This window comes from Agarivorans sp. QJM3NY_33 (genome assembly GCF_050870865.2).
Lineage (GTDB): Bacteria > Pseudomonadota > Gammaproteobacteria > Enterobacterales > Celerinatantimonadaceae > Agarivorans.
In genome coordinates, this window is the sequence record NZ_CP194039.2 from 2183093 (window position 1) to 2201679 (window position 18587).

An 18587-nucleotide genomic window follows, 5' to 3' on the forward strand; every position below is an offset into this window, starting at 1 on the left:
GTTTGAAATACGCCAATTTTATTATTGTTACTATACTGAAAAAGCTTAATATTTTAATAAGGAAGTGATGATGCGAACAACACTTAAGACTCGCCTACTGTTAAGTAGTCTGTTTGCAGTATTGATCACTGTGGCGGTATTGGTGAGTATTTCCAGTTACTTCATTCGTAGCAATGCTCTCACCAATACTCAGCTCGAAATTGAACATTTGGCGACTACCTTTACTCAAGGAATAGGCCATTGGATTTATGATCGCAAAAAAGCCATTACGGGCCTTAAATCAACCATTGAGGCGCAACCAGATCTCGATCCTGTTCCTTATTTATTGCAAGCGCATAATAGTATCGGTTTTGCTTTAACCTATTTTGGTGATGAGCAAGGCAATATGTATCGTCAAGATCCTCGCTTGAATAAGCCAAATTACGATCCTAGAGTCAGACCCTGGTATAAGAGTGCAAAGGCTGCTGGCAGCATGATTATGACGGCGCCTTATGTGAGTGTGACCTTGCAGAAGCAAGTGGTGACGATTGCCGAGCCGGTGATGGTGGCTGGCCGATTTTATGGGGTTGCAGCGGCTAATTTAACACTTGATCAATTAACGGACGCAGTTCGACAACTAAAGGTCCCTGGAGAAGGTTACTCTATTTTGGTCGATAGCGCTGGTTTGATTATTAGTCACCCAGATAGTGAATTGAATAATCAACAACTAAGCACGATTGATGGTGAGATGAATCAAAACTGGGTTAAAGCGCGCGCCAATACCAATCTCATAGAAAATCGCATTTTGGATGATACAGCTAAGCTGGTATATGTAGAAGCGGTACCAGAAAGTGATTGGTCTTTAATATTCATCATGGGCAAACAGCAAATTATGTCACAGGCTGCTAGCCTCGCATGGTGGATGTCGGCGATGGGCTTTATTTTATTGATTCTATTCGGGTTGGTTTTAGTCGCGATTTTCAAATTTCAATTTAGAGGTCTCGAGCGAGTCGCTCAGGCGCTGAATGATATTGCCGAAGGTGAAGGGGACTTAACAGTACGTATTCAAACAACGAATAGTTACGATGAAATCGGCCAGTTGGCTGGCGGTTTTAACCGTTTTGTTGAACGGGTTCACGGTATGATCTCTCGGATGCATGAAATTGCGGGTCAATTGGGAGGACAAGCCACAACAACCAGTGCATCAGCCACCGATAATAGTCAGCGAATCGCGGTTCAACAAGATGAAGTGACCATGGTTGCCACCGCAGTGACTGAGATGGCCAGCGCAACCGAAGAAATTGCTAGCCATGCAGAGCTTACGGCGAATACCGCACAAGAAGCGGTGACTCTCTCTAGTCATGGTCAAACTCAAGTGATGCAGAGCCAGCAGTCGATTCGCAGTTTGGCGGACGAAGTGGCGACCGCTGGACAGATTATTGGTGAGTTGAACGAGCACTCACAGAAAATTAATAGTATCTTGTTAACGATTAGTGGTATTGCTGAGCAAACCAACTTGCTGGCTCTAAATGCCGCCATTGAAGCAGCTCGAGCTGGCGAACAAGGTCGTGGATTTGCTGTTGTGGCAGATGAGGTCCGAGTATTGTCGCAACGTACCCATTCATCGACCCAAGAAATTCAGGCGATGATCGAGACCTTACAACAGACGGCTGGTAAAGCAGTCACCTCGATGACCCAGAGTCATGATATGGCCGAAACTAGCGTTACCGATGCAAATTCTGCTAGCGAAAGCTTGTCTCAAATTAGTAAGGCGATCAACGATATCTCTGATATGGCGACGCAGATCGCGACGGCAGCAGAAGAACAAACTTCTGTGACCAGTGAAATCAATCGAAATACCGAATCGATTCGTGAAGTGTCGGAAAACTTATCTCAAGAGGCGCAAACCTCGATGACACAAGCCCAGGAACTGGCAAATTTAGCCGAATCGCTACAACAAGAAGTGAGCCGATTTAAATTATAGATTATTGTCGCAATTTCTTAATCCCGTTGAAGGTTGCTATTTAACGGGATTTTTTATGGTTGGCTTGTGATGGTTCTCAAATCAAATGAGCATAAATGCTAAATTACTTCATGCCATTCTCCTTTGTACCGCGATTCAATATACCGTTTTGAATTCGAATCAAAAATACTCAAAGCTGACAATCTCGATATAATGTTTTATTAAACAAATGCTTAAAAATAGGTTCTAAGAGATTCATAGCGTATTATTTTTTTGTCGTAAGTATTACATCCCTTTTCATTTCACTGACTGAACGTTTGCTCGTGGATGCGTTTCGTTATGAGGTGAGCTGACAGGCACGCTTAGACCTTTCTATAGCTTTGGAAAAATTTTTATAACTTAATTAAGGATTATTAAATGAAAATATCGACGATTTTTGTCATGTTACTGGCTTTTTTATCCTCCGCAAGCTTTGCTGAGAGCATGTGGTCGGCATACATTCCTTAAAACTTGTCAGCAACTTCAAAGGCCAGTGAGATGGGGGTGACGATTTCAAATATTACTGACGAAACCGTTAGTGTTGAACTTGAAATGTACGATCTTAATGGCAGTTTAATTAGCAGCCCTTCGGCATTTACGAATTTAAACGGGGTTGCGATAAACATCAGTACTTCACCGGCTGATGCGACGATTAGTTTTGATATTCCAGCTAACGCGACCGCTGCGTTTACCTATGGCAACTGGAATGGTCATGGTTATGGCAAAATCACTTGGAAACAAGACAGTAACAGGCGTACCGCATTATTAGCCCATGCCTTGAGAAATAATAATGGATCATTTTCAATACCAATTAATGCCGGATTACCATTCTGAAGTTAACTCTAGGAACTGTTTAAGCTAAATATTAGCGCCAAGCCAGCGAAAACAGTGGTATTTCGCTGGGTCGGCACTAGCAGTTTAAGGATTATCTAAACTTTGAAAATACTCATCTTGTTGAGGCTCCCAGTCTTCAGGGTCAAGTTCGACTACCGGGACGGCCTGATTTGCACTGAAATAAATACAAGCGGGAGCGGAATATAAGGGGACACCATCGTAAGAAAATATCGAGTAGTACTTAGGAATATTGGGATTACCAAAATCATCAAAAGTGTATTCATCCTTACCGCCATAAATTTTTACGCCATCTTGAGGTGATTTGGGAGGATGAAAGCGATTCCGCACCACAAAGGCACCCACAAAATCGTCATTGTCAGGGTTTTTCCAGGTGAGTTTCGCTAAGTTTTTTTCAAGCGTGACCGTGAAGTTTGTCGGGGCAGCTAAACGGGTCTTCGGACGTTCGATATACTCGATGATTAATTTTGGTTGTTGCTGATTACTCGGATCATTAAGCCAATTTATCAGATCATCTTGGCCTTTTTTGCTGGCAGAGGTGGAGCGGATCACAAAACAAATGGGGCTATGTTCACTATATAAACGCTCCAGTTCTCCACGACTAAAGCTATCAAAATTGAAGAAGTGTGGCTTTTTATCGCGTAGCTCAGTATGACTGACTTCGTATCCAATATATTGAATTCGTTGACGTTCTTTAACTGATTGGTAGCTCAAGTTGTCCACTTCGGCCAATTCGACCGTGAATCGAATATCTTTTTTGGGGCCCAAGAAGTTGGTGTTTTGAATGACGAGATAGGCATCGGTAATCACGGTTCGTTGCGGGTCGGGCATCGCCTGCATAGCGAAGGCCAGTTGCCCATAAACTTTTTCACCTTCAGGGTCATAACCCGAAGCTAATTTGCCATTTTCAATTCCTTGTCGATAGATACTATTGACCATTGTAGGGTAGAGTTCTACACGCTGTGGTCGACGTGTATAGGTGAGTTCAATACTGGGTCGATAGTGAATGCCTGAACCAAAGCGACCAAAGCCAATATCAAACTGCATCATCTGCGATTCGTGCCCTCGGGGAAGCGTCGTGGGGCCGTCGATACGGATCACCAGACTGCCTTGTTCGATAAACTGTTCAAGTAATTTGCGCTCTGCACCGTTAAACGACCAATGACTCCAGACCCCTTGGGTTAACTTATCTGATTCGATGGCTTGACCGGTGTGTAGTACTTTGGCGTTTTTGATGGCTTCAAAGTCTCGAATATCGGAAATACTCGCGGGATCGAGTATTGAAATCCCCCATTCTCCATAGTTTTCTATTTTTGCACCAACACGGTTGAGAGGGTAAAGCGAGAATGATGCGGCTTCAATTTGAGCATCGTCGGGGACTCTATCTAGTTTAAATTCAATGACGCCGTAGCAAACGCCTCGAGATTTATTCACTCCAATAAATAACGAGTTGTTCCCAAAATGTTCTCGATTTTTTTCTTGAGTGTATTGCCCTAGATAGCCAATATCGTTGCGCAGCGGAAATAAGGTTCGGCTAAATTGATGTTGCGCGAGGTCGGTTTTTAATTTCACTTCTGGCGCATAGGGGCCGCAGATCTGCTGTTTTGCATGAACCGCCCTAATTTTGTAGTAATAGTAGCTGCCGCTTTGCAGTTGAACATCGGTAAAGCTGGTGGATTTGGTGATGCCCACTAAGTTGTCATCTGTACAGGGACTTTTATGTTGCTGGTTGCGATAAATTTCGAAATAAACATCCTCGTCACCGGAATATTCCCACTCTAAAGTGGCTTCATTGGCGGCAAGTGCGTTAATCGTGAAGTTGCTCACTCGCTGCGGCGCGAGGGAGGAGTAACTGATTGCTGAGTTAAGTGCGAGTACCAGCGCGGGAATGTTTTCGTTCACGCTTTGGGTCATGTTTTCCATGTAATCGGGAATATTACGAGTGCCTACCTCAACAACGGTGGCAATGATGCCTTTGTCGTAATAGTACTCTCGGCCGCTACCATTAATTAAATTGGTGGGGGGCTTGCCACGATGTATCCCATATTGGGTACCAGAGACTTTTTGGATTTCATGTGCCATGTTGGCGCATAGGGTATTTAAGTCAGTGGTATCGACTTCGGCTTCATGATTAAATTTATGCGCAGGGAAAAATACGTTGCCTTGCGAGTGGTAATCTAGCGCGATCGTAATATTGTGGTGGTTGTCGACAAAGTCTCTAATCGCTCGAGTTTCTGGTTCAGAAAAGGCTTCAGGACCACCATAGGTGGTGGCATTGGTATCGTTACGGTGTTTGAAACGAGTGCCAAAATTGCGGTTTAGATCGACGCCAAAGCTACCATCGCCGTTATCTCTGCGGTTTTTTCGCCAAAAAGAAAAATGAGTGCGAGAAAATTCAAAACCATCGGGGTTAAGGCAGGGCACAATATATAGGGTATTGCGACTCAAGGCTTGCTGAAGCTTTGGGTTAAACTGATGATTGTCGATAATGTATTTGATGAAGCTATTGGCCAGCTCGATACCAATCCATTCACGGGCATGAATGGTTCCCGTATATAACAGTGCAGGCTTGGTGTTGGCATTGGCTAAACCTAAGGAGAGAGTGGCTAGAACAATAGGGCGATCTTCCCAAGTATTCCCAATGCTTTGCACGTGGATTAAGTCTGGGTAGTCAGCCATTGCTTGTTCAAGAAAAGCCATCGTATCTTTATAAGAAGTATATTGTTTTTTCATATTTGGCCTACTGCCAGGTTTTTTGCAAAGCCTGCATTTCTTCCTTGAGAGTGTACTTTAGTTACTGTTGTGGTGTTCAATCATCATACGAAGCAAGCTCCGTTCCCCCTTAGTTTACAGAATAAGGGGGATGGTTCGTCAATCATTTAGTCTGGTTGTTGTTGCGGGCTTGATTCGTCTGCTTCTTCTGAAGAGGGAATATCGCCTTGGCTTTGCGTACCAGCACTTTGCATGGTCGCTTGCCGGGGACTTGTGGATGATTGATTTCGCGGGTAGTTATCCTGACGATTCCAAACTTCACTTGGCCACTCTTCTGCACCGGGGATCGGATTTGTTGAAACAATGGGGTAATTATCCTCGCTAAGTGCGGTAAAGGTTTCACCACTGTCACAGCTGGGAAAGTACTTTCGGCCAAAGGTGATATACCGCATCGTTCGCAGGATCGAAGCGCTCATTTTGCCTAGCTCTTCCCAGTTGTATAGTGGAATATTAGGCAATTTAAATTGCCCGTCGGATAAGTGCCACATCAGGTATTGGCCTATCCAGTCTCGAATATAGGGGAAGGCGGCAAAGGCGGTGGCGCATTCTAGAATGCGCAATTTACCATCGATACCAACAGCGATGTCACAGGCCCAATACTCGGCCTTGGCGGCTTTGGAGACTTGAACTGCCAAATCTAACACCTCTTTGGGGACATCCTGATAATCCATGCTGCCGCCTTGGCTGGTATTGGTTAGCCAATCGCCTTCGGGAGGACGGCGCCAAAAAGCGCATACCGGTTTATGGCCAATCAGCATCACCCGTATATCGGCGCTCATGGGGACAAAGTTTTGCAGGTAAACCGGATAGTATTTTTTTTCGGCGAGTAAGGCTTTGGCTTCTTGAAAGTTGTCTACTTTATGGACAAAGTAACCACCGTAGTTTGATGGCCCGTAAGATTTTTTGATGATCTTGGGGTAAGTAGTGGTCTTTAAGAATGCTTCGGCTTCGGCATATTCATAAAAAATATCGGTGGGCGGAATGGGGATTTGGTATTTTTCACAAAAATGAGTGACATTTTCTTTCGATTTATTGCTGAATTGAGTATCTAGTGAGGGAATAAATCGAACCTCTGGCAATTCGCGTGCAATTTGTCGAAAAGTTTCGTAGGCCGTTGCGGGAATATTACCAATGAGTACTTCGATTTTTTTTTGCTTCACTTCTTCGATAAAGCGATTTTTATCGTGTCCCCAATGGTAAACCACGGTTTCAATTGTATTTGGCCAGCCTTTAAAATTAGATTTGTCGAAAAATCTTAAGACGTGGTCTAGATAAAGTAGGCCTAGTTTAGGCAGTCTGCTGTTGCTCATATATGCTGTCTTCTATTCGGTCAACTAAGGGGAGAGGTTGGGTGTTGGTAAATATAGTGCGCTCTACTAATTCAACAATGGCATCGATTTTTCTCGAGTTAAAATCGATCCCCAGTTTTTCTTGTTCCGGTGTGGCAAAGGCAGGAATGCCGTTGACTTCCAACACTACATATTCTTCGGTATCTAAGTCATAAAGTAGGTCGACGCCAGCAATCTCTAAGCCGGTAACCTTAGCTGCCTGTATGGCGAGTTCAATCACTTCATCTGAGGGATGGCGGGTAATCACGCTGCCACCACTGGTGATGTTGGTCTTCCAGCTATCGGTGGGCGCTTTGCGGCCGTAACAACCGATGTACTTACCGTCGACAACGTCGACACGATAATCAGTTTTATCGTAATTGATGTATTTTTCTAAGTAAAAGTGCGGGACATCGAGTCGATTTAAAAACGGTACCAGCACATCTAAAGAACGCTCGTCTTCGATCTTCACGATCCCTGTTCCGCCCCAGCCATCGGTTGGTTTGTATACAACTCGGCCATTCCATTCACGAACCGTGTCGCGTAGCCCTGAAAAATCTTCACGATTAAATAAGCGATAATCGGCACTGCGTATGCCGGCTTGATTGAGCGCGTAAGCGGTTAAAAATTTATCTTCGGACAGAGAAAAGGCTTCAAAATTATTGATAGTTGGCACCAATTTATTGATCGCTTGATATAAATACATTTGGAAAGGTGTTTGTTGGCCTGCATTATAAGAGAAGAATAAATCGAGTTGCTCCATGGCAATACCATTACAGATAATCTCGCCATTTTGCGCTGAGGCTTGTGCTAAATCTAAGCCGGTAATTACGTTAATCCCACGCTGTGCTAATTGCTTGATAATGTTGTTCTGGATGGTGTCCCCACCACTGTTTTGATACATCCACATCCCTATGGTAGGGCCATTTTTATCTACTAGATTCTTACCCATAAAAGCCCCTTAAGACCAGAATTCATCACGTTCAAGGTTTATTTCCATTAAACCTATGGTCTAAATCAGCAATATTAATGCCATTAGATGTCGTTACCATTTCAATGGTTCACTTTTTGCAGTAGACAAATGGCTTCGAATGATATGGGGGCTTAGGGGCGCTTAAGGTTTGCGAGCGTTAGCGACCTATAAGGGCCGCTCCTTAAGGGAATATAGCGATTTTTAAGGCTTTAAAAATAATGAGGAACTAAGCGAGATGCTGAACTTTGCCCAATTGAAAAGTATTATCGATTTAAACTCTTATACAAAAAATAAAGCGGGGGTTGACCAAAATGGTGCAGTGTTTCGCGCTTGGATGGAGCAACTCGGCTATATCACCGAAGTTTTTCGGCGAGAGCATATTGGGGATCATTTGCTATTTACCAGTCGATATAACTCGGCATTACCACGGGTATTGCTATTAGGCCATCTTGATACCGTATTTCCTCCCAATAGCTTTGAAGGGTTTCGTGAAGACTCCGACTGGGTGTATGGGCCCGGCGTATGTGATATGAAAGGCGGTAATATTGTTGCTTTAGAATCGCTTAAGGCTGTGCGCTTGGCTCACGGCGGACTGGCTAATATCGATATGTTGTTGGTTAGTGATGAAGAAAGCGGCAGTGATGACAGCAAATACCTGAGTGCGGAATTGGCTAAAAATTATGACATTTGCTTGGTATTTGAAGCTGCCGGGGCCGAGCATGAAGTGGTGACTGAGCGTAAAGGTGTCGGCACGTTTACCATTCACTTTGAAGGCAAGGCTGCTCATGCGGGGAATCATTACGCCGATGGTTGCAATGCTAATTTGGCGGCGGCACAGATGCTGATTGCCTTGACCGATTTAACGGATCTGGCTGCTGGTAGCACCGTAAATGTTGGAAAAATTTCGGGAGGGATAGGTGCCAATACGATTTCACCGAAAGCTTCAATTGTTGTTGAGCTGCGCTATACCCAAATCAAGGAACGAAACCGTTTACTTGCCGGACTTGAACGCATTGTCGCCGAGCCAAAGGTTGCCGGTGTAATCGCTTCGCTGGAAGGGGGGATCCAACGCGATGTGATGCAGGCCTCCGCTGAGCAAGCTGAATTACTGTCAACGATAGCCGAAATTTTAGATTATCCATTAAAAACCGAGAAGCGAGGGGGGGTGAGTGACGCTAACATCGTGTCGTCAGCCGGGGTGGCGACTCTGGATGGTTTTGGGCCGTATGGTGATGGTGACCACACGGTTCATGAACGCGCCAGTAAACAGAGTTTTGTGCGACGGATCGACGAGGTCACTAAAATCTTGTTAGCTTTTAATGCGAATGCTTCGCTATAGGTGTCGGAAGATAACAGTGTTTTTAGCATTGTAAATGCTAAAAATAGATCAGTGACGGGGCTATTGTTGTAAAAATTACGATTGGCCAAAACGAGTTTGAGCGGCCACTTATGCAACGGTGTTTGGAATTAGCGTTAGTATGGAATCGTTGACGGTGACGCGCTTAGCATGGGGGCTGGAAGCGAGTTCAGCCCTCGCTTTTTGTGGGTGGTTTTGAGTTCTGTATTCATGTTTTTTAGTACTTGGGTATTTGACGCCAGTTTACCAGGGAGTGGCATAATAATTTGGACACTGATGGGGGACACGAGGATTTGAGAGGTTTTAATTCAGTGAACTCAATCTGTTTTGTTACCGCATTGACAAGCTATACATGCTGCTGAATCGTTGTATTTGTCATTTTAGCGATGAGTCCACCAACTCGTTTGCGCATCTCACGTCTATCCACAATCATATCTAGAGCACCATGCTCTAAGAGGAACTCACTCTGCTGAAAACTCTCGGGTAATTTTTCTCGAACGGTTTGCTCGATAACACGACGCCCCGCGAATCCGATCCTTGCTTTAGGCTCGCCAATGTTAATGTCACCCAACATAGCTAAGCTAGCTGAGACACCACCAAAAGTTTGATCTGTTAGTACCGATATGTAGGGGAGTTTAGCCATTGATAATTGATTCAAGGCAGCGCTGGTTTTGGCCATTTGCATCAGAGCCATTAGCGACTCTTGCATTCGAGCACCGCCACAAGCAGAAAAGCATACGAACCCACAATTTGCATCAATGGCAGCGTCAACTGCCTGAACGAAACGAGCCCCTACAACTGACCCCATCGAGCCTGCCATAAATGAGAACTCGAATGCGCAGGTCACAACAGGTATCCCCATTAGTTTTCCTTTCATCACCACGAGCGCATCTTTTTCTCCGGTGCTTTTCTGAGCTAGAGCAAGGCGTTCCTTATATCGCTTCAGATCCTTAAAATTTAGCAAATCTTTCGGTTCATGTTCACTGCCAATTTCAGTTCGTTCCCCTTTATCCAGAAAACTTTCTATTCGTTGGCGTGCAGCCATCCGCATGTGGTGTTCACATTTTGGACACACCGCCAGATTCTTTTCAAGAGCTATACGGTATAAGATCTGATCACAAGAAGGGCATTTCGTCCATACTCCCTCAGGAATCGACGCTTTACGTGTACGGATGATGTTCTTCTTCTCTAGTAGCTTTTCTAGCCAACTCATGGGAAACCTTATTCAGATACCTTTAGTGAAGGGTATTGTATTAGCCTGTATTTGGTAATAAAGTGGCAATTACTGGTTTAATAATCCCACTTTATGGGACAAATGAGATGCTAGACAAGATTGAACAGCAGTGGTTAAAAAGCTTTCACTGTGTCTATGAGAACAATAGCTTTAAACGAGCTGCAGAATTTCTAGGTTTGCCGACATCAAATGTTAGTCGCCATATCGCTTTGCTGGAAGATCGACTGGATACACGACTATTTGACCGAACGACCCGCAGAATCGCTCCAACAGATGCAGGAGAACATCTTTATTTACGCACACAGCCATTGCTGGACAAGCTTAATGATGCTCTTGAGGAAGTTACTCAGCACTCTCATCAGGTTATGGGTCAGCTGAAAGTTTTAATGCCTGATTCGCCTGCTTTAGCCCAAGCATTGGTTTCTTTTTGTACTCAGTATCCCTCGATTTCATTATGTTGTGATACCAGCATCAGTCCGAAAGAAGATTTACTTGATGGATTTGACATCGTTCTAAGTTTTCGTCGTGGGAAGCTAGAAGACAATAATTGGGTAGCGAAGGAGATTCAATGCTGGCCAAGTGCTGTAGTGGCATCCCCCAAAATCTTACAAAGCTTTCCTAGGCCTTTTCAGATTACCGATTTGAAACATGTTCCGTGTATCAGTAGCTTTACCGCGATAAATGGAACTCCGTGGATATTCAAAAACGCTAAAGGTGAGCTTATCACTCAAAAGGTACAGTCTTCCTTTAAAGTGAACAGCGGGCACCTTGCCAAAACTGGGGCAATATCTGGTTTAGGTTTTGCGATCCTACCTATCGAATTTTGCCAGACTGAGATATGCTCGGGCGCTTTGGAGGTGGTTGAGATGGAGTATCAGCCTGATAATTTAGTGCTGTATGCTTTTTATTCTTCTCGAAAGCACTTGGCTAAAAAAATTCCGATGTTCATTGAGCATCTCAAATACCACGCAAATATAGTCAATTGAACCTAAAGTACCATCCTAAAGGCTAGGGTTAGAGCACGCTGACAATCCTTAGTATGGGGCAAAACGTGTTGCGACTGTTTCGCAATAACACGCTTCTGGATATTTTTGAGTTTCGAATCGGCACAAAAATGACTGGTTTCAGATTCGAAAAAGTATGGAGTGGCTCTAAACCTGTGGCCAATTATTATCGGCCACAACAATCCAAGCTTTTCTTGAAATTCAGCTCGAAACTAAGCATTAGAAAATTTCATTATGCAGCCACTCCTTGCTCTTTTGACGATTCATGTGGCTCACCGTTAATCCCCATCATCATCTTATAATGAGCGCCATGCTCAGACTCTTCAAAAATCTTCTTGAAAACTTTTCTGTAGGTATCAATAACCCCAATGTCTTGAGTTACGTACAAATCGTCAATAGCATGGTGAGAGCCATCGTTAACCCACGAAAACAGTGACTGGCAAATCAACCTTTCTTCTCCTTCGAAAAGGTCAATCATGTCATCTTTTTTGATATTCCCTAAGAACGTGAAATAGTTCTCTAATATCTTTCTCATTGTATTTTGAATAGTTAGCGAACAAGGTTCTGGCGCTTTTATCTCCTGCCAGAGTAATTCATACGATGATTTTATTGGATTTGAATTATGCCCAACAATTTTTGAAGTGCCATCAACTTTCCTCACTATCCAAAAGGTTTCATCACTCAGTTTATCTTGCCCTGACCGCCTTTTATTAAATGTAACCTCCTTAAAAAAATAAGTGTTATGAGTCAAGATGAATAACTGCTTCATTAAGCTGGAATCATTTCTAGTATCGGACATTAATCCTTTTATTAAAGTACTTACTATAAATAAAATATCGCTATCTAAACTAGACACAGGATCATCGATAACTACAACCCTGTCAGTTGTTATGCCAATTTCGCTGAAGCTACCTTTAAGTAAATGGTAAAAGTATAAAAAAGATATAAAGGTTTTCTCTCCTTCACTTAATGTCTCTTTTGCACAAGAGCCATCACCTCTAACAATAGAGTAGCAACGGTCTTTCGTAGATTTGCCAATAGTAAAACTAGTAAATCCAAATGACTTTAATAAGCTGTCAATCGCATCGATAGTTGGCTGAATTGAAGTAGTGTCCTTTTCTAGCGCCTTTATTTCAGCATCCTTAGCTATCTTATCTGCCTTTTTAGTGCTTATACCGACAGTTAATCCCTGAATAGCTTTTTGCAAACTTGAGGAATCTTTTGTGTATTGTTGAAGTTCTGCTTTCAGTTCCTTCTCCAACACAAACTTCCAAACCTGATTGACTAACAATTCTTTTTCACTTTTAAAGTTAGATACAATTAAATTATGCTGATTAATTGAGTTGTTGGCGTTTTCAACTATCGATTTAATTTCATCGATTATTTGATGAGTAGCTTTTAATGTAACAGTAGAAGCAGGCTCTGATATTTTATTACCAAGCAACTGCATATTCTCACTGGTTATCGCCTTCAATGTGTCAAACTTGGCTTTTAATAAGTTGCTGTCAATATCTGCATGGCTATTAGCTACAAGACTTTCGAGATGTGAAATCAATTGTTGTGATGAGCTAGAATATGTCGCCACTACAGCCTGTAGAGTTTCAATATTTTGAGTAAATGTTTCGTCGAAATAATTGGCTAACTGATCTTCAAAGCCACTCAGTAGTGTTTGTTGGCAAAAGGGGCACTCACCTTCTGATTGAGGTAAGTAGTTCATACCATGTCTAACCCAATCACTGTTATTGAGCTTGTTAATTAAATCTGCTATATCAACATCACTTTTACCAATAATTCTCTGTCGTAAAATCTGATGTTGTTCTAATTCCTTTAGTTTTGACGAGTCAAGAGTAAGTTGGATTAATGGTTTTGATTCTGGACTATCACCAAACAATGTCTTTGCTTTTTCAATTAAATATTCTTTTGTTTTTAAATCAGCAGTATTACTAGCATTTTCACTAATAATTCGATCTTTAAACTTGGATTTACTGTTACGTACACCTTGAAAAGCGTCTTTAAATAAATCGTCTAATTTATCTTTTACTAACCAACATTTATCTGTGAAATTATTATCAATAACTTCAAGCTCTCTTGTTTTTCCTTTGTTGCTGTTGTCACCATTTAAAACTAATTCCTTGGATTCAATTTCTTCAACTATCTTGTCTAATTCACATTTTCCTTGTGCAATACTATCTATAACTGCTTGATCAGCTTCCCCTAAGGTAAAGACACCGGGCAGGTCCTTTTGAGGATTGAAATTTTTCTCTACAAAATCTCGATTATAAACAAATCTTTCTATGGGCGAACCAGACCACTTAACTGCACAGTTTGCGTACCTTGTTGAATCCTCAATCAATCTAGAAATTGTCGTTTTACCAGCACCATTTGCACCAAAGAAGAAATTAAACTTTTCAAGTGGTGATACCTGTTGAGGGACTATTCCATATGTTGCTGCGTTAGCAATTTCTAGAGAATTAATCATTCGACATCCTTGTTAGATAATTTGACGTCACCAGAGATTAATTTTGGCAATAAATAATCTCTAGTTTCAGTTTGTTTTGAGTGGCCACCATTACAGTAGTCACTTTGTTGCATAACAAAAACTTGGTCAACTCTTAATGTGCAGAACCAGAACCAGAACCAGAACCAGAACCAGAACCAGCTCAAACAGGTAACTCGAAAAGGGGCTGCTATGAGTTAGCCCATGGGTACAGAACGGCAAAATAAACTAGACACCCATCCTAAAAACAAAACCAACAATAACACCTTTTCGCGACACTTACCTAGGCTAAAGCTCAAAAAACTAAGCAATTTAACGAGATAAGTTTAATTGCGAGCAATAAACTAGATACCCACTCTAAAAACCAAAATATTTCACACTCTCGATAGCCAAGATTACGCTTTTAAATCCCATCATCTTCGCCGAGTAGCGCCTTTGACAAGGGAGCAAAGTTGAAGTCTGTTTGAGCGTAGTGTTTACTTCAAGGCCCTTGAGAATGAGCGACGCAGGGTTTAAGAAGATGCAGGGCGAGTTTTCTTTTTGCTTAGCTAAGCTTTGCTCGTTGAAGCTTAATGACGTCGCCGTAGGCGAAAGCTTTTGCCCCGTTGCTAACCCAGAGCGGGGCAGCGATGAGTTAGCCCATGGGTACGGAAATGGCTAACAAACGGTCAAGATTTAATCTATCGCGCAAGCTTTATTGTTTGCCGACAATAAGAGCCTTTGTGATTAAACGATAACGGCAAGCGATGCTTGCCGTTGATTTAGTTTGACTGACGTTGGTGTAAACGTACGTTCAGCATTCGCAAGGTTGCTTGAATACCCGCAAATACCTGGTTTGAGTTGATTCCGCGCGTATGGAACTGTTTGTTTTCATCGCGCCATTGAATCACACATTCGGTTAAAGCGTTGGCTTGACCGCCCGGTGGGATGCGTACTTCATAATCAAGCAGCTCAGGCATGCTCAACTTAGCTTCTGATAAAGGATAAGTTAAGGCCTTCATAAAGGCATCAAAGCCACCATTACCATGGCCAGAGCTTTTATAGATCTCATCTCCAATTCGCAGACGGATGTTGGCCGAAGACTCGAGATCTAAACCACTGGTAATTGAACAGTTAAGCAACTCAATGTGAGCAAAATCGTTACTCTCCATGATGTCTGCAATAATAAAGGGTAGGTCGTCGGGCGTAATGGTCGCCTTCTGGTCACCAAGTTGAACAATCTTTTGGAGTAGTTTCTTTTGATTTTCGGGAGACAGCTCGATCTCCATCGCTTCTAAATTCTTCACGATAGAAGCTTTGCCGGCCATCTTGCCCAGCGCATATTTTCGCTCGCGGCCAAAACGTTCGGGGCTTAATTCGGTAATATATAAGCCCCCTTTATGATCGCCATCGGCATGGATCCCAGCGGTTTGGGTAAACACATCGGCTCCTACAATAGGCGTATTGGCAGCTAAACGTTTACCGGAAAAGCTCTCAACTAATTTAGCAATATTGTGGATCTCTTTCTCATCAATATTAAGTTGAAAGCCGAGTTTATCTTTAAGGACCACCGAGACTTCGGCCAGCGAAGCATTACCGGCGCGTTCGCCCAAACAATTCATGGTGCAGTGCAGGGCTGCAACCCCCGCCTCGGCGGCGGCCATACTATTGGCTGTTGCTAAGCCATAGTCATTGTGGGGGTGAAAATTAAATTTGATTTGTGGGAAGCGAGTAATCATCTCTGAGATACTGATATACACTTCTTTGGGTGCCATCACACCTAAGGTGTCTGGCAGCATGAAGTGCTCAATGTCGAGGTTGCTGAGCGCTTCTACCAATTGAAAAACATAGTCGGGGCTATCGGCGTAGCCATTTGACCAATCCTCTAAGTAAACATTGACCGATAAACCTTGGCTTTTGGCGTAGTCTACGGTTTGTTTGATATCGATGATATGTTGTTCAAGGCTTTTACCTAACTGATTGGTACAGTGGTTTAAGCTGCCTTTGGTAAGCAAGTTGATGATTTTTGCACCTGAGTCTACGATCCAGTCGACACTCTTAGTGTGGTCAACAAAGCCCAGAATTTCGATTTGCTGTAAATAGCCGGTGGTTTTTGCCCAAGCGGTGAGTTGTTGTACCGCTGCCTTTTCGCCTTCTGAGACACGTGCCGAAGCGACTTCGATGCGGTCAACTTTTAGTGATTGGAGTAAGGCTTTGCCAATACTGACTTTTTCTTGTGGAAAATAAGATACACCTTGAGTTTGCTCGCCATCGCGTAGCGTGGTATCCATGAGTTGAATTGAGCGGTTTTGCTCCATAAAGCCGATCTCTCAGTAAAGAATTAGCTTAAAGAAGTAGGCGCAACCTGAGCTGCGCCTGCTAGATAACTATTGATGTACAAAACGGTACATCGTTGATTAGGCGTTAGGCCATAACCAAGGAAGTTGTTGTTTGTGTTTGGCTTCAAATTCAGAGATCTTGTCTTCGAATTTTAAAGTCCAGCCAATGTCGTCTAGACCTTTAGATAAAGTCTCTTTACGGAATGGGTCCACATCAAATGCTATTTCTTTACCGGCAGGGGTTTGAATGACTTGATTCTCTAAATCAATGGTAATTGAAATCCCAGGGGCCGCTTCGACTTCATCCATTAATGCTTGTAATGTTTCAGCATCAACGATGATAGGCAATATGCCATTTTTAAAGCAGTTGCTAAAGAAAATGTCAGCGTAGCTAGTTGAAATAATAGTATTAAAACCGTAATCGGCAATTGACCAAGGTGCGTGCTCACGTGAGCTACCACAACCAAAGTTATCCCCGGCGATTAGGATTTTTGAACCTTTAAACTCGGGTCGGTTTAATTCAAACTCTGGGTTGTCAGAGCCATCTTCTAGGTAGCGCCAATCGTGGAAAAGGTGAACGCCAAAACCGGTACGCTCCACTTTTTTCAAAAATTGCTTGGCAATGATTTGGTCTGTATCTACGTTGCTACGATTCATTACCGCAGCAACTGAGCTGTGTTTTTTATATGCTTGCATCATAAACTCCAAAAATTTCACTCACATTGATTAATCAACGTGTTTACATTATTTCCAAGTACGTAAATCGACGAACTTACCTTCAATGGCCGCTGCTGCTGCCATTGCGGGTGATACAAGGTGGGTTCTACCCCCTTTACCTTGTCGTCCTTCGAAGTTTCGGTTTGAAGTTGATGCGCAACGCTGTTCAGGTTGAAGATAATCACCATTCATCGCGAGACACATTGAGCAGCCTGGCTCACGCCATTCCCAGCCAGCTTCGATAAGCACTTTATCAATGCCTTCTTTTTCAGCTTGTTCTTTCACAGGGTAAGAACCTGGTACCGCAATCGCTTGCACACCTGATGCTACTTTTTTACCTTTAGATACAGCGGCAATGGCACGGAAGTCTTCGATACGGCCATTGGTGCATGAACCCACAAATACAACATCTACCGGAAAGTCGGTCATTTTCTTACCGGCTTCTAAACCCATGTAGCTAAGCGCACTTTTAGCCGCTAAAGATTTAATTGAATCTTCGATTTGAGTCGGATCTGGAATTGGTTGATCCACTGGTAGTACTTGCTCTGGTGAAGTACCCCAAGTCACTTGTGGCGCAATTTCTGCTGCGTTTAATTCTACTACAGCGTCGTACTCGGCACCTTCGTCGGTGGTCAATGACTGCCAATAGGCAACTGCTTGATCCCAGTATTCAGCTTTAGGAGCGAACTCTTTGCCCTTGAGGAAATCAAAGGTTTTTTGGTCTGGTGCAATCAAACCCGCTCGTGCTCCACCTTCAATGGCCATATTACAAACGGTCATGCGGCCTTCCATCGAAAGAGCTTCAATTGCAGAGCCTGCAAATTCGATGACGTAACCGGTGCCTCCGGCAGTACCAATTTTACCGATAATGGCCAACACAATGTCTTTGGCGGTGACAAACTCGGGTAACTCACCATCCACTTTCACCAGCATAGTTTTTGATTTGCCTTGTTGGATGGTCTGAGTTGCCATAATGTGTTCAACTTCAGAAGTACCAATACCGAAGGCGAGGGCGCCAAAGGCTCCGTGAGTTGCGGTGTGACTATCACCACAACAAACCACCATGCCGGGATGAACAAATCCGTGCTCTGGTACAACGATATGAATTACACCGTTGTTAGCATTGTTCATGTCGTACAGATTAATGCTGTTATCGGCACAGTTTTGCGCCATCACTTGAATTTGTTTCTTGCCAATCGGATCAGGGAGCGTTGCTCGGTCGGCTGCTTTGGTTGGAACACAGTGATCCATTGTTGCCAGAATGCTGTGGGGATTACGAACTGGGCGATTCGCGATGCGTAAACCTTCGAAGGCTTGCGGGCTTGTTACTTCGTGCATGAGGTGACGATCAACAAAAAGGATAGATGCGCTACCTTTAGGTTCGTGGACTACATGCGCGTCCCAGATCTTTTCGTACATTGTTTTTTTCATTGCTTCCTTTACACCCTGTCTGTTGCTCTCACTCGCGCTGTTTTTATTCTTTGTCAAGCTTTAAGCGACTACTAGTAAACTTAAACTGTCTATTTTTTCTGTCTGTAAATTATGCTCATTAGG

The 18587-nt window shown here is 43.2% G+C and carries 12 protein-coding genes; 4 read left to right on the forward strand and 8 right to left on the reverse strand.

Features of this window, described 5'->3' with window-relative positions:
- Positions 1–70: 70 nt before the first annotated feature.
- Together ACRRSY_RS09915 and ACRRSY_RS09920 are read left to right on the forward strand one after the other, a co-directional pair.
- Positions 71–1963, forward strand: a complete 1893-nt coding sequence (locus ACRRSY_RS09915; RefSeq protein WP_432461109.1) for a methyl-accepting chemotaxis protein — start codon at positions 71–73, stop codon at positions 1961–1963.
- A gap of 522 nt (positions 1964–2485) precedes the next feature.
- Positions 2486–2815, forward strand: coding sequence for a hypothetical protein (locus tag ACRRSY_RS09920; RefSeq protein ID WP_432463075.1), 330 nt, complete (start codon positions 2486–2488; stop codon positions 2813–2815).
- A gap of 84 nt (positions 2816–2899) precedes the next feature.
- On the opposite strand, the gene ACRRSY_RS09925 is transcribed toward ACRRSY_RS09920, so the two are convergent.
- The 3 genes from ACRRSY_RS09925 to ACRRSY_RS09935 form a co-directional block, all read right to left on the reverse strand.
- Positions 2900–5566 (reverse strand): M14 family zinc carboxypeptidase, encoded by a 2667-nt coding sequence (locus tag ACRRSY_RS09925; RefSeq protein WP_432463076.1) that lies wholly within the window; start codon positions 5564–5566, stop codon positions 2900–2902.
- Between the two features lie 146 nt (positions 5567–5712).
- Positions 5713–6915, reverse strand: coding sequence for an ATP-grasp domain-containing protein (locus tag ACRRSY_RS09930; protein WP_432463077.1), 1203 nt, complete (start codon positions 6913–6915; stop codon positions 5713–5715).
- Entirely contained in the window at positions 6893–7885 is a 993-nt protein-coding gene (locus tag ACRRSY_RS09935; protein WP_432463078.1) for an ATP-grasp domain-containing protein, read from the reverse strand. The genes ACRRSY_RS09930 and ACRRSY_RS09935 overlap by 23 nt, the downstream gene beginning before the upstream one ends.
- Before the next feature lie 256 nt (positions 7886–8141).
- Here ACRRSY_RS09935 and ACRRSY_RS09940 point away from each other — a divergent pair, with 256 nt between their 5' ends.
- A complete protein-coding gene (locus ACRRSY_RS09940; protein WP_432463079.1) occupies positions 8142–9245 on the forward strand; it encodes a M20 family metallopeptidase in 1104 nt (367 codons plus the stop codon).
- Positions 9246–9609: 364 nt separating this feature from the next.
- On the opposite strand, the gene accD is transcribed toward ACRRSY_RS09940, so the two are convergent.
- On the reverse strand, positions 9610–10476 hold the full coding sequence (gene accD, locus ACRRSY_RS09945) for an acetyl-CoA carboxylase, carboxyltransferase subunit beta (protein WP_432463080.1): 867 nt from the start codon (positions 10474–10476) through the stop codon (positions 9610–9612).
- A gap of 107 nt (positions 10477–10583) precedes the next feature.
- Here accD and ACRRSY_RS09950 point away from each other — a divergent pair, with 107 nt between their 5' ends.
- Positions 10584–11483 (forward strand): LysR family transcriptional regulator, encoded by a 900-nt coding sequence (locus ACRRSY_RS09950; protein ID WP_432463081.1) that lies wholly within the window; start codon positions 10584–10586, stop codon positions 11481–11483.
- Positions 11484–11733: 250 nt separating this feature from the next.
- On the opposite strand, the gene ACRRSY_RS09955 is transcribed toward ACRRSY_RS09950, so the two are convergent.
- The 4 genes from ACRRSY_RS09955 to leuC all read right to left on the reverse strand — a co-directional run bounded on the left by ACRRSY_RS09955 (position 11734) and on the right by leuC (position 18464).
- The gene (locus tag ACRRSY_RS09955) at positions 11734–13980 is read right to left on the reverse strand and encodes an AAA family ATPase (RefSeq protein ID WP_432463082.1); all 2247 of its coding nucleotides are present in this window, start codon (positions 13978–13980) and stop codon (positions 11734–11736) included.
- Between the two features lie 779 nt (positions 13981–14759).
- Positions 14760–16295 carry an alpha-isopropylmalate synthase regulatory domain-containing protein gene (locus ACRRSY_RS09960; protein WP_432453365.1) on the reverse strand — a complete coding sequence of 512 codons (1536 nt, stop codon included), beginning with the start codon at positions 16293–16295 and terminating at the stop codon, positions 14760–14762.
- A 99-nt stretch (positions 16296–16394) separates the two neighbouring features.
- Positions 16395–17012, reverse strand: coding sequence for a 3-isopropylmalate dehydratase small subunit (leuD, locus tag ACRRSY_RS09965; RefSeq protein WP_432456187.1), 618 nt, complete (start codon positions 17010–17012; stop codon positions 16395–16397).
- Positions 17013–17060: 48 nt separating this feature from the next.
- Positions 17061–18464, reverse strand: coding sequence for a 3-isopropylmalate dehydratase large subunit (leuC, locus tag ACRRSY_RS09970; protein ID WP_432453364.1), 1404 nt, complete (start codon positions 18462–18464; stop codon positions 17061–17063).
- Between the last annotated feature and the right edge of the window lie 123 nt (positions 18465–18587).